At 64.0% G+C, this 13,745-nt stretch carries 14 protein-coding genes; all 14 read left to right on the top strand.

All coding sequences use genetic code 11. The features are described 5' to 3' along the window. Positions 1 to 26 precede the first annotated feature (26 nt). The 14 genes from OKW35_RS06940 (at position 27) to OKW35_RS06875 (ending at position 13,697) form a co-directional block, all read left to right on the top strand. Positions 27 to 455 (top strand): HIT family protein, encoded by a 429-nt coding sequence (locus tag OKW35_RS06940; RefSeq protein ID WP_184062416.1) that lies wholly within the window; start codon positions 27 to 29, stop codon positions 453 to 455. Between the two features lie 97 nt (positions 456 to 552). Beyond that, on the top strand, positions 553 to 966 hold the full coding sequence (locus OKW35_RS06935; RefSeq protein ID WP_018419393.1) for a gamma-butyrobetaine hydroxylase-like domain-containing protein: 414 nt from the start codon (positions 553 to 555) through the stop codon (positions 964 to 966). 66 nt (positions 967 to 1,032) lie between these two features. Continuing rightward, entirely contained in the window at positions 1,033 to 1,764 is a 732-nt protein-coding gene (gene ubiE, locus OKW35_RS06930; protein WP_090802995.1) for a bifunctional demethylmenaquinone methyltransferase/2-methoxy-6-polyprenyl-1,4-benzoquinol methylase UbiE, read from the top strand. Positions 1,765 to 1,801: 37 nt separating this feature from the next. Continuing rightward, positions 1,802 to 2,800: a TIM44-like domain-containing protein gene (locus OKW35_RS06925; protein ID WP_429551563.1), complete on the top strand. Its 999-nt coding sequence runs from the start codon at positions 1,802 to 1,804 to the stop codon at positions 2,798 to 2,800. Positions 2,801 to 2,974: 174 nt separating this feature from the next. Next, positions 2,975 to 3,619 carry a ubiquinone biosynthesis accessory factor UbiJ gene (locus OKW35_RS06920; protein ID WP_429551562.1) on the top strand — a complete coding sequence of 215 codons (645 nt, stop codon included), beginning with the start codon at positions 2,975 to 2,977 and terminating at the stop codon, positions 3,617 to 3,619. Positions 3,620 to 3,634: 15 nt separating this feature from the next. Beyond that, complete coding sequence (gene ubiB / locus OKW35_RS06915) at positions 3,635 to 5,212, top strand: ubiquinone biosynthesis regulatory protein kinase UbiB (protein ID WP_429551561.1); 1,578 nt, start codon at positions 3,635 to 3,637, stop codon at positions 5,210 to 5,212. A gap of 6 nt (positions 5,213 to 5,218) precedes the next feature. Beyond that, a complete protein-coding gene (locus OKW35_RS06910; RefSeq protein WP_429551560.1) occupies positions 5,219 to 5,839 on the top strand; it encodes a thiopurine S-methyltransferase in 621 nt (206 codons plus the stop codon). 173 nt (positions 5,840 to 6,012) lie between these two features. After that, positions 6,013 to 6,318, top strand: a complete 306-nt coding sequence (locus OKW35_RS06905; protein ID WP_184062406.1) for an FmdB family zinc ribbon protein — start codon at positions 6,013 to 6,015, stop codon at positions 6,316 to 6,318. Between the two features lie 75 nt (positions 6,319 to 6,393). After that, a complete protein-coding gene (locus tag OKW35_RS06900; protein WP_026225597.1) occupies positions 6,394 to 7,050 on the top strand; it encodes a DUF502 domain-containing protein in 657 nt (218 codons plus the stop codon). A gap of 75 nt (positions 7,051 to 7,125) precedes the next feature. After that, positions 7,126 to 8,925 carry an aspartate--tRNA ligase gene (gene aspS, locus OKW35_RS06895; RefSeq protein WP_429551559.1) on the top strand — a complete coding sequence of 600 codons (1,800 nt, stop codon included), beginning with the start codon at positions 7,126 to 7,128 and terminating at the stop codon, positions 8,923 to 8,925. Between the two features lie 220 nt (positions 8,926 to 9,145). Continuing rightward, positions 9,146 to 9,661, top strand: coding sequence for a dihydroneopterin triphosphate diphosphatase (nudB, locus tag OKW35_RS06890; protein ID WP_090803007.1), 516 nt, complete (start codon positions 9,146 to 9,148; stop codon positions 9,659 to 9,661). Continuing rightward, on the top strand, positions 9,658 to 10,917 hold the full coding sequence (clsB, locus tag OKW35_RS06885) for a cardiolipin synthase ClsB (RefSeq protein WP_429551558.1): 1,260 nt from the start codon (positions 9,658 to 9,660) through the stop codon (positions 10,915 to 10,917). Before nudB ends, clsB begins: the two co-directional genes overlap by 4 nt. Positions 10,918 to 11,211: 294 nt before the next feature. Continuing rightward, positions 11,212 to 11,811 (top strand): TetR/AcrR family transcriptional regulator, encoded by a 600-nt coding sequence (locus OKW35_RS06880; RefSeq protein WP_090803011.1) that lies wholly within the window; start codon positions 11,212 to 11,214, stop codon positions 11,809 to 11,811. Positions 11,812 to 11,909: 98 nt separating this feature from the next. After that, entirely contained in the window at positions 11,910 to 13,697 is a 1,788-nt protein-coding gene (locus OKW35_RS06875) for an acyl-CoA dehydrogenase C-terminal domain-containing protein (RefSeq protein ID WP_184062398.1), read from the top strand. Positions 13,698 to 13,745 lie beyond the last annotated feature (48 nt).

Below are 13,745 nucleotides of genomic sequence, written 5' to 3'. Positions count from 1 at the left end.
ACCAACGATTTTTGCCGAGGACGACGATGGACTGCGTTTTTTGCCGTGAAGACGGCGGCCATGTGCTGTGGCAGGACGACGCGCTGCGAGTCGTCCTCGCCGACGAACAAGACTACCCGGGTTTTTGCCGGGTCATCTGGAACGCTCACGTCGCCGAGTTTTCGGATCTTTCTGCCGACGAGCGCGATCACGTGATGAAGGCCGTGTACGCGGTCGAGCGTGCGCAGCGGCGCGTGATGCAGCCCGCGAAGGTCAATCTCGCGAGCCTCGGCAACCAGGTGCCGCACGTGCACTGGCACGTGATTCCGCGTTTCTCGAACGACGCGCATTTCCCCCTGCCGATCTGGGCGCCGCGCCAGCGCACGGTGTCCGAAGCGATGTTGTCGTCGCGCCGCGCGCACGCCACGCTGCTGCGCGAAGCCGTGCGGCAGGAAATTGAACAGGCGCTGGGCTGAGCGTCGCTGAACCCGTCGCCGCGCATCGCCGGACTGCCGTCGGCGTGCGAGGCGGCCGATCCGACGTTATCACCCGCCGTTATCTGATGAGGCCAACATGAGCGGATTGACTCCCGAGACGCCGGTGCCGACAGGCGTGATCTTGCATTCGAAGTCGCGCGTGCTCGAACTGCAGTACGCGAACGGCGAAGCGTATCGGCTGCCGTTCGAACTGCTGCGCGTGTATTCGCCGTCGGCGGAAGTGATGGGCCACGGGCCCGGCCAGGAAACGCTGCAGACCGGCAAGCGCGACGTGACGATCACGATGATCGAAGGCGTCGGCAACTACGCGCTGCAACCGACCTTCTCCGATGGACACGCCACCGGTATCTACTCGTGGGACCTGCTGTACGACATGGCCGTGCGTCAGGATGAACTCTGGCGCGCGTATCTCGCCAAACTGGCAGCGGCCGGCATCGACCGCGACACGCCGATGGTGCCCGCCGCGGCTGCGCACGGGCACTGTCACTGATACGATTCGCCCCCGAACGCCGCTCGAGCGGCGCAACATTCAAGAACACGCGAAAGGACGAGCGCGATGAGCAAAACCCACTTCGGCTTTCAATCGGTCGACGAACAGGACAAGGCGCAGAAGGTGGCGGGGGTGTTCCACTCGGTGGCCGCCAACTACGACCTGATGAACGACCTGATGTCGGGCGGATTGCACCGGGCGTGGAAGGTGTTCACGATCGCCCAGGCGAACGTGCGGCCGGGCTACAAGGTGCTCGACATCGCGGGCGGCACCGGCGACCTGTCGAAAGCGTTCGCAAAACAGGCGGGTGAAACGGGCGAGGTCTGGCATACCGACATCAATGAATCGATGCTGCGCGTGGGCCGCGACCGGCTGCTCGACAAGGGCATCATCACGCCGGCGCTGCTGTGCGATGCCGAGAAAATCCCGTTTCCGGACAACTACTTCGACGTCGTGACGGTCGCGTTCGGCTTGCGCAACATGACACATAAGGACATCGCGCTTGCCGAGATGCGTCGTGTGCTGAAACCGGCCGGGCGGCTGCTCGTGCTCGAGTTCTCGAAGGTATGGGATCCGCTGAAGAAGGTCTACGATCTGTATTCGTTCAAGGTGTTGCCGTGGCTCGGCGAGCGCTTCGCCAAGGACGCGGAAAGCTACCAGTACCTGGCGGAATCGATCCGCATGCATCCGGACCAGGAAACTTTGAAAACTATGATGGAACAAGCTGGTCTCGACGGCGTCAAATATTACAATTTGTCAGCTGGCGTGGTAGCTTTGCATGTGGGGACCAAATACTAGAGTCCCTAACCCATCGATTTTTAAAGGAAAGTGCGAAATGTCCGATTCGAATTTGTTATCTACTCGTAAGGTTAAGGGGTCGCTGGCGAGAAGAATCGGACTGATCGCGATGGTCGGTCTGCTGATGGCCGGCACGCTTGCCTCTCTCGACGCCGAAGCACGCCGCATGGGCGGAGGCCGCAGCTTCGGCCGTCAATCGAATAGTCTGCAGCAGCGCCAGACGACGCCGCCGTCCCAGCCGGCGCAGAACAATCAGGCCCCGCAGCAGAGCGCGCAGGCGGCGCCTGCGACTAAGCCCACGCCGCCCGCCGCGCCGAACCGCAATCGCTGGCTCGGGCCGATCGCCGGTCTCGCGGCCGGTCTCGGCATCGCCGCATTGCTGTCGCATTTCGGGCTCGGCGAGGCGTTCGCCGGCATGTTCGCGAACGTGATCGTGATCGCGTTGATCGCGATTGTGGTGATCTGGCTCATCCGCCGCTTCACCGGCCGTAAGCGCGATGCGGCGCAGCCTGCCTACGCGGGCACGGCGCCGTCGCTGAACACGAAAGGCACCGACTATATTCAGGAGCCGCGTTACACGGCGCCGCCCACCGGCTCGTATCTCGAACCGCAGGGCAACCCGTTGACCACGCCATCGCTCGGCGCGACGCCGTCGGTGCCGGCCGGCTTCGATTCGGAAGCGTTTCTGCGTAACGCGAAGGTGTACTTCGTGCGCCTGCAGGCCGCGTGGGACGTCGGCAACGTCGAGGACATCCGCGAATTCACGACGCCGGAAATGTTCGCCGAAGTGCGCGTCGATCTCGCGTCGCGCGGCACGCAGCCGAGCCAGACCGACGTCGTGCAGTTGAACGCCGAGCTGCTCGGCGTCGAGGAGCGCGCGAACGAATCCTTCGCGAGCGTGCGCTTCTCCGGTTTGATCCGCGAGGAGCCTGGCGCGGCGGCCGAGCCGTTCGTCGAAGTCTGGAATCTGACGAAGTCGAACCGCACTGGCGAAGGCTGGCTGCTTGCCGGCATCCAGCAGGTCGAGCAACACTGACATGCCGACGCATCGAGTCGCGTTTGCCTCGAAAAGAGCCGGCCACGGCATGGCGATTCCTGACCTCGCGCATGGCTTAGGCCGTTCGGCATAGCAGGCCGCGAAGCGAACGGACGTTACAATGGGAGCCCGCGCAAGCACCTCGCTCGCGCGGGTTTTTTCTTGCCACCTTCGATGACCCTCGCCGCCAAGCCCTTCGCTGCTGCTGTCAATCATCTGCTCGCCCGCGAATCGTGGGCCCGCGAGCGCCTCGCCCCGTACGCGGGCAAGACCGCTCGCCTGTCATGTCCGCCGGTTGTGCTCGCGCTGCTCGTGCAGCCCGATGGCTATCTCGGTACGCTCGACGAAGCCGATGCGCATCAGTTCGACGTGACGATCTCGGTGCCGTCCGACGCACTGCCGGCCTTCCTGCAAGGTGGCCAGGCGGCGGTGATGAAGCACGTGAAGATCGAGGGCGACGCCGAGTTCGCGACCGTGATCGCGAAGCTCGCCGAGCATCTGCGCTGGGAGCCGGAGGAAGATCTCGCGAAGCTGATCGGTGATGGACCCGCGTGGCGCATCACGTCGCTAGTCCGCTCAGTCGGCGAGCATGTGCAGCGCACCGGTCGCAATCTGCTCGACACCGCCGCCGAGTACCTGCTCGACGAAAATCCGCAGCTGGTGCGGCGCACCGCGCTCGCTGACTTCAACGTCGAGGTGGCGCGCGCGCGCGATTCGCTCGCGCGCGTCGAAAAGCGCATCGAGCGCATCGAACAGAAGGTCGAAGCCCGCGGCGCGCAAACGCCGGGCGGCGCCGCCACGTCGCGCGGCACGCGCTAGTCATCGGGCCCAGCCATGCGTTTTCTGCGTTTTCTCAAGATATTTTTCACGGTCATCCGCTTCGGCCTCGACGAAATGATGTTGAGCCGCATCAACGACCGGCGCGTGCGTCTGCTGCTGCGCATCACGACGCTTGGTCGCAAGTTCGATGCGCCGCCGGGCGTGCGTCTGCGGCTCGCGCTCGAAAGCCTCGGGCCGATCTTCGTCAAGTTCGGCCAGGTGCTGTCGACCCGTCGCGATCTGCTGCCGGTCGATATCGCCAACGAACTTGCCAAGCTGCAAGACCAGGTGCCGCCGTTCGATTCGGCGGTCGCGATCGCGCTCGTCGAGAAGTCGCTCGGCGCGCCGGTCGACGTGCTGTTCGACGATTTCGAGCGGGTCCCGGTCGCGAGCGCGTCGATCGCCCAGGTCCACTTCGCGAAGGTGAAGGCCGGCCAGCATGCGGGCAAGGCGGTCGCGGTGAAGGTGCTGCGCCCCAAGATGCTGCCGGTGATCGATTCCGACCTCGCGCTGTTGCGCGACATCGCCCTATGGGCCGAGCGTCTGTGGGCCGACGGCAAGCGCCTGAAGCCGCGCGAGGTGGTCGCCGAATTCGACAAATACCTGCACGACGAACTCGACCTGATGCGCGAGGCCGCCAACGGCAGCCAGTTGCGCCGCAACTTCCTGGGGCTCGACCTGCTGCTCGTGCCCGAGATGTACTGGGAGTTCTGCACGCCCACGGTGCTCGTGATGGAGCGCATGGTCGGCGTGCCGATCAGCCAGGTCGATACGTTGCGCGCGGCGGGTGTCGACATCCCGAAGCTCGCGCGCGAGGGCGTCGAAATTTTCTTCACGCAGGTGTTCCGCGACGGCTTTTTCCACGCCGACATGCACCCCGGCAACATCCAGGTGAGCCTCGATCCCGCGCACTTCGGCCGCTATATCGCGCTCGACTTCGGCATCATCGGCGCGTTGTCGGACTTCGACAAAAACTACCTCGCGCAGAACTTCCTCGCGTTCTTCAAGCGCGATTACCATCGCGTCGCGACGCTGCATCTGGAGTCCGGCTGGGTGCCGCCGAGCACGCGCGTCGAGGAGCTCGAAAGCGCGATCCGCGCGGTCTGCGAACCGTATTTCGATCGCGCGCTGAAGGACATTTCTCTCGGCCAGGTGCTGATGCGTCTGTTCTCGACGTCGCGGCGCTTCAACGTCGAGATCCAGCCGCAGCTCGTGTTGCTGCAAAAGACGATGCTGAACGTGGAAGGCTTAGGCCGTTCGCTCGATCCCGAACTGGATCTGTGGAAGACCGCGAAGCCCTATCTCGAGCGCTGGATGAACGAGCAGATCGGCTTGCGCGGCTGGTACGAGCGTCTGAAGATCGAGGCGCCGCAGTGGAGCAAGACGCTGCCGCAGTTGCCGCGCCTCGTCCATAACATGTTGGCCGAGCGCCATCATCCGGTGGGCGGCGCGAACGACGACGTGATCAGCCAGATCCTGCTCGAGCAAAAGCGCACCAACCGTCTGCTGCAAGGCCTGCTGCTGTTCGGCGTGGCGGTCGGCGTCGGCGCGATGCTGGCGCGTGCGTTTCTGGTACTGGCTTATGGAGGTTAGATTCCGATGAGCGATCCGAGCCAACCCGCCGCGCCCGATTTCGCAACCCACGATCCCGACTCGCCCGAGTTCTGGGACGAACGCTTCGAGCGCCATTTCACGCCGTGGGATCAGGCGGGCGTGCCGTCCGCGTTTCGCGCGTTCGCCGAACGGCACCGCGACGTGGCCGTGCTGATTCCAGGCTGCGGCAGCGCGCACGAAGCGGTATGGCTCGCGCGCCAGGGCAACCCGATACGCGCGATCGACTTCGCGGCAGCCGCCGTGGCGGCCGCACGCGAGCAGCTCGGCGCGCATGCATCGCTGGTCGAACAGGCGGATTTCTTCACCTATGCGCCACCGTTCGCACCGGCATGGATCTATGAGCGCGCATTCTTCTGCGCGCTGCCGCCGGCGCGCCGCGCCGACTACGCGCAGCGCATGGCCAAACTGCTGCCGGCCGGCGGGTTGCTGGCGGGCATCTTTTTCATCGGCGCGACGCCGAAAGGGCCGCCGTTCGGCGTCGAACGCGGCGAGCTCGATGCGCTGCTCACGCCACACTTCGAGCTGGTCGAAGACGAAGCGGTCGACGACTCGATCGCCGTATTCGCCGGACGCGAGCGCTGGCTCACCTGGCGGCGTCGCGGCTAACGCCACGCGCGCCGCTCTTGAGAGGTCCGGGGGGCGTCCCCATCTGGCGCGGTGGCGGGCGCGTCGTGCGTCCGCTTCCCGAAATCCGGGGAACGGACATCGTTTGCGGCTATAATTCAAGGCTTTGCAAGCGTTTACAAGATTTCAGTAGGCATTTGGAGTAAGAGAGGATCATGCCGATCTACGCTTATCGTTGCGGGTCATGCGGTTTCGGGAAGGACGTGCTCCAGAAGATGAGCGACCCCCAGTTGACGCAGTGTCCCGAGTGCGGAAAAGACACCTTTAGCAAACAACTCACCGCCGCCGGCTTCCAGTTGAAGGGCTCCGGCTGGTACGTGACCGATTTCCGCAGCGGCACGAGCGCGCCGGCCGCGTCGGAAGCGAAGTCCGAGCCGGCCGCAGCCGCTGCCCCGGCTGCATCGGCTGCCGTGCCCGCGGCGCCCGCCGCCACGAGCCCGAGCGGTTCCAGCAGCGCCTAGTGGGACTGCCGCCCCGCGCGGGCGGCGTATCTACCGCGCATGGGCTTCGGCCCGCGCAGCTTTCTGGCGGTACACATGACGACGAAGAAATTCACGCTCAAATCGGTGTTTCTGACCGGCCTGCTGGTGCTGGTGCCTCTGGCCATCACACTGTGGGTGCTCGGCCTGATCATCGGCACGATGGACCAGACGCTGTTGCTGCTGCCTACCTCGTGGCAGCCGGAACGCACGATCGGCTATCGCTTGCCGGGCCTCGGCGCGGTGCTCACGCTCGCGTTCATCTTCGTCGTCGGGCTGTTGACGCAGAACTTCATTGGGCAGAAGCTCGTGAAGTGGTGGGAACTGCTGGTCGCGCACATTCCGGTGGTCGGCCCGCTCTACACCAGCGTGAAGCAGGTGTCCGACACGCTGCTGTCGAGCAGTGGCAATGCATTCCGTAAGGCGCTGCTGATCGAGTACCCGCGCCGCGGGTCCTATACGATCGCGTTTCTGACCGGCATCCCGGGCGGCGACGTGGCCAACCATCTGAAGGAAGATTACGTCAGCGTATACGTGCCGACCACGCCGAACCCGACGTCCGGCTTCTTCCTGATGGTGCCGAAAAGCGAAGTGATCGAGCTCGACATGACGGTCGACGCTGCGCTCAAGTACATTGTCTCGATGGGCGTCGTGGCGCCGTCCGCGCCACCGCCGGCGCCGGTGCGCCGCGCCACCGTCGAGCCCCCGCTCTAATGCCGGCGCGCAACGCTTCATGCAGGATCGTCTGCGGCGCGCCGTTCAACCAATGCAAAACGAAAGACAAACATCATGTCGATGAGATCTGAATACTGCGGTCTGGTGACCGAGGAACTGCTGGGCCAATCCGTCTCGCTGTGCGGCTGGGTAAGCCGCCGCCGCGACCATGGCGGCGTCATCTTCATCGACTTGCGCGATCGCGAAGGGCTCGTTCAGGTCGTCTGCGATCCGGATCGCGCTGACATGTTCAAGGTCGCCGAAGGCGTGCGCAACGAGTTCTGCGTGCAGGTCAAGGGCATCGTGCGCGGCCGTCCGGAAGGCACGACCAATGCCTCGCTGAAGAGCGGCAAGATCGAAGTGCTGTGCCACGAGCTGATCGTGCTGAACGCGTCGGTCACGCCGCCGTTCCAGCTCGACGATGACAACCTGTCGGAAACCACGCGCCTCACCCATCGTGTGCTCGACCTGCGCCGTCCGCAGATGCAGCACAACCTGCGTCTGCGCTACCGCGTCGCGATCGAAGTGCGCAAATACCTCGACGAGCAGGGCTTCATCGACATCGAAACGCCGATGCTCACGAAGAGCACGCCGGAAGGCGCGCGCGACTACCTCGTGCCGTCGCGCACGAACCCGGGCCAGTTCTTCGCGCTGCCGCAGTCGCCGCAGCTGTTCAAGCAGCTGCTGATGGTCGCGAACTTCGACCGTTACTACCAGATCACCAAGTGCTTCCGCGACGAAGACCTGCGCGCCGACCGTCAGCCGGAATTCACGCAGATCGACTGCGAAACCTCGTTCCTGTCGGAACAGGAAATCCGCGATCTGTTCGAGGCGATGATCCGTCACGTGTTCAGGACGACGATCGGCGTCGAGCTCGACCAGAAATTCCCGGTCATGGAATACGCGGAAGCGATGCGCCGCTTCGGTTCGGACAAGCCCGACCTGCGCGTGAAGCTCGAGTTCACCGAGTTGACCGATGCGATGCGCGACGTCGACTTCAAGGTGTTCAGCACCCCGGCCAACACGAAGGACGGCCGTGTCGCGGCGCTGCGCGTGCCGAAGGGCGGCGAGCTGTCGCGCGGCGACATCGACAGCTACACGGAATTCGTGCGCATCTACGGCGCGAAAGGCCTCGCATGGATCAAGGTCAATGAAACGGCGAAGGGCCGTGACGGTCTGCAAAGCCCGATCGTGAAGAACCTGCACGACGAAGCGCTGAAGGCGATCATCGAGCGCACCGGCGCACAAGACGGCGACATCATCTTCTTCGCGGCGGATCGCGCGAAGGTCGTCAACGACAGCCTCGGCGCGCTGCGTCTGAAGATCGGTCATTCGGAATTCGGCAAGGCCAACGGCCTCGTCGAGTCCGGCTGGAAGCCGCTGTGGGTCGTCGACTTTCCAATGTTCGAATACGACGAGGAAGACAACCGCTACGTCGCCGCGCATCACCCGTTCACGAGCCCGAAGGACGAGCACCTCGAGTACCTCGAAACGGACCCCGCGCGCTGCCTCGCGAAGGCCTACGACATGGTGCTGAACGGCTGGGAAATCGGCGGCGGCTCGGTGCGTATCTACCGTGAGGAAGTGCAGAGCAAGGTGTTCCGCGCGCTGAAGATCAACGCGGAAGAAGCGCAGGCGAAGTTCGGCTTCCTGCTCGACGCGCTGCAATACGGCGCGCCCCCGCACGGCGGTATCGCGTTCGGCCTGGACCGCATCGTCACGATGATGGCCGGCGCCGACTCGATCCGCGACGTGATCGCGTTCCCGAAGACGCAACGCGCGCAGGATCTGCTCACGCAGGCACCGAGCGAAGTCGACGAGCGTCAGCTGCGCGAGCTGCACATCCGTCTGCGTACGCCGGAACCGAAGGCATAAAACCGCGGCCGCTGCGCGCGGCCGGCAAGCGGTCTTGCGTGTGCCGGCCAGCGAGCCGGCGGCCGCAAAAAAACCACACGAGCGAAACGAAAAGGCGCTGAGGTGATCTCCACCTCAGCGCCTTTTTCATTTTTTGCGTTACAGTGAAGCCACCGCTTTCCAGACCCTTTCGACCGTCATCCGACATGTACCGCGCGTATCGTCGCGCCCAGTTTGAGCCATGCCGAAACCGCCGAAAATTCCGCAGTCCGTCCTCGTCATCATTCATACGCCTGCGCTCGACGTGCTGCTGCTCGAGCGCGCCGATCATGCGGCGTTCTGGCAGTCGGTGACGGGTTCGAAAGACCGGCTCGACGAACCGCTCGCCGACACGGCGGTGCGCGAAGTCGGCGAGGAAACCGGCATCATGATCGGCGGCGCACTGGTGCCGCGCAGCGGGTTGTTCGACTGGCACTACTCGATCGACTACGAGATCTACCCGGAATTTCGTTACCGCTACGAAGCGGGCGTGCTCTACAACACGGAGCACTGGTTCAGCCTGCAGGTCCCCGAGTGCATCGACGTGACGCTCGCGCCGCGCGAACACACCGCGTATATGTGGCTGCCATATGAAGAGGCCGCATCGCGCTGCTTTTCGTCGTCGAATGCCGATGCGATCCTGCAGTTGCCGCGGCGGCTCGCCGCACGCCCGGTCGATCCGCAATCCGGCCCGCTGGCCGGGGAGCGTGGCCAGTGAGCGCAGGCGGCTCGGGCCGTTTCGCGCGTCTGCGGCACACGTTGCTCGGCCGTCGTTACTGGCAGCGCTACCGCTTCACCAGTAACAACGAGGTCGAGCTGCTGCGCTCCGGCGACGATTTCTTCGACGCGCTGATCGAGCGCATCGACGCGGCCGAGCACAACGTCGCGCTCGAAACCTATATCTTCTGCGACGACGAAGCCGGCCACGCGGTCAGCGAGGCGCTGCTTCGCGCTGCCGCGCGCGGCGTCAGAGTGCGCGTGATCACCGATGGCGTCGGCACCGCGCGCCTGAAGATGTTCGAGCAATGGCCGGCCAGCGGCATCGAGCATCGCATCTACAACCCGCATCTGTTCGGCCGCTTCGGCTTTTCGCGCACGCACCGCAAGCTCGCGGTGATCGACGATCAGATCGCGTATTGCGGCGGCATCAATATCGTCGACGATTACGAGAACAACGGCGAGAAGCTGCCGTACCGGCGCTGGGACTTCGCGGTCGAGCTGCGCGGGCCGGTGGTCGCCGACGTGCGCGATGCGATCGACGTGCAGTGGCGGCGGATTCGCGTCGGCCATCGGCCGCTCGATTCGATGAAGCCCGACCTGTCGTCGCAGGACGCCAACTCGCTTGGCAGTCTGCGCAGACGCCGGCGACGCCGCAACGAGGCACTGTGGGCCGGCGGCGAGCCGTGCGTCGCATTCGTCGCGCGCGATAACCTGATCAACCGCCGCGCGATCGAAAAAGCTTATCTGGCCGCGATCGGCCAGGCGCGCCATGAAATCCTGCTCGCGAATCCGTACTTCATGCCGGGACGCAAGCTGCGTCGCGCGCTGGTGTTCGCGGCGCGGCGCGGCGTGGTCGTGAAGCTGATCATCGGGCGCAAGGAGTTCAAGGCGCTCGATTACGCCGTGCCGTTCCTGTACCACGCGCTGTTGCGCGCAGGCGTGCAGATCGCCGAATACGAGAAGACGCTGCTGCACGGCAAGGTCGCGGTGGTCGATTCGAACTGGGGCACGGTCGGTTCGTCGAATCTCGATGCGCTCAGCCTGATGCTGAACAATGAAGCGAACGTCGTGCTCGTGAACGATCCGTCGATCCCCAAACTGCGCGACGCGATTCTCGACGCGTTCACGGACGCGCGCCCAATCGATGAAGCGCACTACGAATCGCGACCGGCGCGCGTGCGCGCGTTGAGCTGGATCGCGTACACGAGCTACCGCGTCGCGATGAAGCTGCTGACGGTCGGCGGCTACGACTAATACCGCTCGCACGAGAGCCCGCGCTTGCCGCATCATGTCGGCCATCAATCGGCGCCAGCGAGCCGGGGCAAAGAAATAGAACACGCGCGAGAACACGCGCGCGCCGATCGGCAACCATCGAGTCAAGGCAAACGCCTCTAAAAATCTGATTGATCTGATGGTCGAAAGCCGCAAAATTAGAAGCCGGTTAGAAACCGGTTTCTAATAAAGTCCTTGTTTCGCGGACGGCAAGCACTCAATAATAGTACGGCCGTTCGATTTTCAATTCGGTCACATTAGAACGGTAAAACAGCTATGCGAAAAGGCGAACAAACCCGAGCCGCGATTCTCGACGCAGCACTCGATCTGGCAGGCCGAGACGGACTGGAAGGTCTGACGATTGGTCTGCTGGCCGAGCGCATGCAGATGAGCAAGAGCGGTGTGTTCGCGCATTTCGGGTCGCGCGAGGATCTGCAGATCGAGGTCGTGCGCGAATACCACCGCCGTTTCGAAGAAGAGGTGTTTTTCCCGAGCCTGCGCGAGCCGCGTGGTCTGCCGCGCTTGCGCGCGATGATTTCCCGCTGGATCGAGAAACGCATTCAGGAAGTCACGACCGGCTGCATCTACATCAGCGGCGCCGTCGAATACGACGACCGCGCGGACAGCCAGGTGCGCGAGCAGTTGGTGTCGAGCGTGACGACGTGGCGTGCGGCACTCACGCGTGCGATCTCGCAAGCGATGGAAGAAGGGCATCTGCGCGCCGATACCGACCCGCAGCTGATGCTGTTCGAACTGTACAGCGTCACGCTCGGCCTGCATCACGACGCGCGCTTTCTGCATCTGCCGGATGCGGTGCGTCTCACGTGGGCCGCGCTGGAAAAACTGATTAATTCGTATCAAAGCGAAAGCCGTTAGCGGCGTCGCCGGAATCTACCGGAAACGCGCGGCGCAGAAGGTCCGACCGCGGACCCGGCCAACGGCCTGGCTTTTTGTCAAACCAGGGAGAGAGAGTCATGGGACAGTACGCCGCGCCGCTGCGCGACATGCAATTCGTGTTGCACGAACTGCTCAACGTCGAGGCCGAACTTCGGCAAATGCCGAAGCACGCCGAACTCGACGCCAACACGATCAACGCGGTGCTCGAGGAAGCCGGCAAGTTCTGCTCCGAAGTGCTGTTCCCGCTCAACCACAGCGGCGACCAGGAAGGCTGCACGTATGCCGGCGACGGCGTCGTGACCACGCCGAAGGGCTTCAAGGAAGCCTATCGGCAATACGTCGAAGCCGGCTGGCCGGCGCTCGGTTGCGACCCGGAATTCGGCGGCCAGGGACTGCCCGCGTTCGTCAACAACGCGCTCTATGAAATGCTGAACTCGGCGAATCAGGCGTGGACGATGTATCCGGGCCTGTCGCACGGCGCGTACGAATGCCTGCACGCGCACGGCACGCCGGAACTGCAGCAGCGCTATCTGCCGAAGCTCGTCGCAGGCGTCTGGACCGGCACGATGTGTCTGACCGAGCCGCATTGCGGCACCGACCTCGGCATTCTGCGCTCGAAGGCCGAGCCGAACGGCGACGGCTCGTACTCGATCAGCGGCACGAAGATTTTTATTTCGAGCGGCGAGCATGACATGGCGGAGAACATCGTTCACCTCGTGCTCGCGCGTCTGCCGGATGCGCCGAAGGGCACCAAGGGGATTTCGCTGTTCATCGTGCCGAAGTTCGTGCCGAACGAAGCGGGTGAGCCCGGTGAGCGCAACGGCGTGAAGTGCGGTTCGATCGAGCACAAGATGGGCATCCACGGCAACGCGACCTGTGTGATCAATCTCGACAACGCGAAGGGCTGGATGGTCGGCGAGCCGAACAAAGGTCTGAACGCGATGTTCGTGATGATGAACGCCGCGCGTCTCGGCGTCGGCATGCAGAGCCTCGGTCTCACGGAAGTCGCATATCAGAACTCGCTCACGTACGCGAAAGAGCGGCTGCAGATGCGTTCGCTGACCGGCCCGAAGGCGCCGGAAAAGGCCGCCGATCCGATCATCGTGCATCCGGACGTGCGCCGCATGCTGCTCACGCAGAAGGCCTACGCCGAAGCCGGCCGCGCGTTCTCGTACTGGTCGGCGCTGCAGATCGACAAGGAGCTGTCGCACGCCGACGAAGCCGAGCGCAAGGAAGCCGCCGACCTCGTCGCGCTGCTCACGCCGATCCTGAAGGCGTTCCTGTCGGACAACGCGTTCGAAGGCACCAATCACGCGATGCAGATCTACGGCGGCCACGGCTTCATCGCCGAATGGGGCATGGAGCAGTACGTGCGCGACGCGCGCATCAACATGATCTATGAAGGCACCAACGGCATCCAGTCGCTCGACCTGCTCGGCCGCAAGGTGCTCGGCGACATGGGCGCGAAGATGAAGAAGTTCGGCAAGCTCGTCGCCGAATTCGTCGAAGCCGAAGGCATCAAGCCGGAGATGCAGGAGTTCGTGAACCCGCTCGCCGAGATCGGCGAAAAGGTGCAGAAACTGACGATGGAAATCGGCATGAAGGCGATGCAGAACCCGGACGAAGTCGGCGCCGCGGCCGTGCCGTATCTGCGCACGGTCGGCCATCTGGTGTTCTCGTACTTCTGGGCGCGCATGGCTCGTATCGCGCTCGACAAACAGGCGTCGGGCGATCCGTTCTACAAGGCGAAGCTCGCGACCGCGCGCTTCTACTTCGCGAAGCTGCTGCCCGAAACGGCGATGACGATCCGCCAGGCGCGCGCCGGTTCGAAGCCGATGATGGACGTCGAAGAAGCGTTGTTCTGACGCTCGCACATCGAGCGAGGCCACACACATCGCGCGAAGCATGGCTGA

The sequence above is a fragment of the Paraburkholderia sp. MM5477-R1 genome, from assembly GCF_050436385.1.
Taxonomy (GTDB): domain Bacteria; phylum Pseudomonadota; class Gammaproteobacteria; order Burkholderiales; family Burkholderiaceae; genus Paraburkholderia; species Paraburkholderia tuberum.
Note: the sequence above shows the minus strand (reverse complement) of the source record. Positions and strands in the feature narration are given on the sequence as shown.

Coding starts and splice junctions, on each gene's coding strand:
- OKW35_RS06935 (WP_018419393.1), top strand. CDS start 553: ATGAGCGGATTGACTCCCGAGACGCCGGTGCCGACAGGCGTGATCTTG.
- ubiB (WP_429551561.1), top strand. CDS start 3,635: ATGCGTTTTCTGCGTTTTCTCAAGATATTTTTCACGGTCATCCGCTTC.
- OKW35_RS06910 (WP_429551560.1), top strand. CDS start 5,219: ATGAGCGATCCGAGCCAACCCGCCGCGCCCGATTTCGCAACCCACGAT.
- OKW35_RS06920 (WP_429551562.1), top strand. CDS start 2,975: ATGACCCTCGCCGCCAAGCCCTTCGCTGCTGCTGTCAATCATCTGCTC.
- OKW35_RS06925 (WP_429551563.1), top strand. CDS start 1,802: ATGTCCGATTCGAATTTGTTATCTACTCGTAAGGTTAAGGGGTCGCTG.
- aspS (WP_429551559.1), top strand. CDS start 7,126: ATGTCGATGAGATCTGAATACTGCGGTCTGGTGACCGAGGAACTGCTG.
- OKW35_RS06880 (WP_090803011.1), top strand. CDS start 11,212: ATGCGAAAAGGCGAACAAACCCGAGCCGCGATTCTCGACGCAGCACTC.
- OKW35_RS06875 (WP_184062398.1), top strand. CDS start 11,910: ATGGGACAGTACGCCGCGCCGCTGCGCGACATGCAATTCGTGTTGCAC.
- nudB (WP_090803007.1), top strand. CDS start 9,146: ATGCCGAAACCGCCGAAAATTCCGCAGTCCGTCCTCGTCATCATTCAT.
- OKW35_RS06940 (WP_184062416.1), top strand. CDS start 27: ATGGACTGCGTTTTTTGCCGTGAAGACGGCGGCCATGTGCTGTGGCAG.
- OKW35_RS06900 (WP_026225597.1), top strand. CDS start 6,394: ATGACGACGAAGAAATTCACGCTCAAATCGGTGTTTCTGACCGGCCTG.
- ubiE (WP_090802995.1), top strand. CDS start 1,033: ATGAGCAAAACCCACTTCGGCTTTCAATCGGTCGACGAACAGGACAAG.
- OKW35_RS06905 (WP_184062406.1), top strand. CDS start 6,013: ATGCCGATCTACGCTTATCGTTGCGGGTCATGCGGTTTCGGGAAGGAC.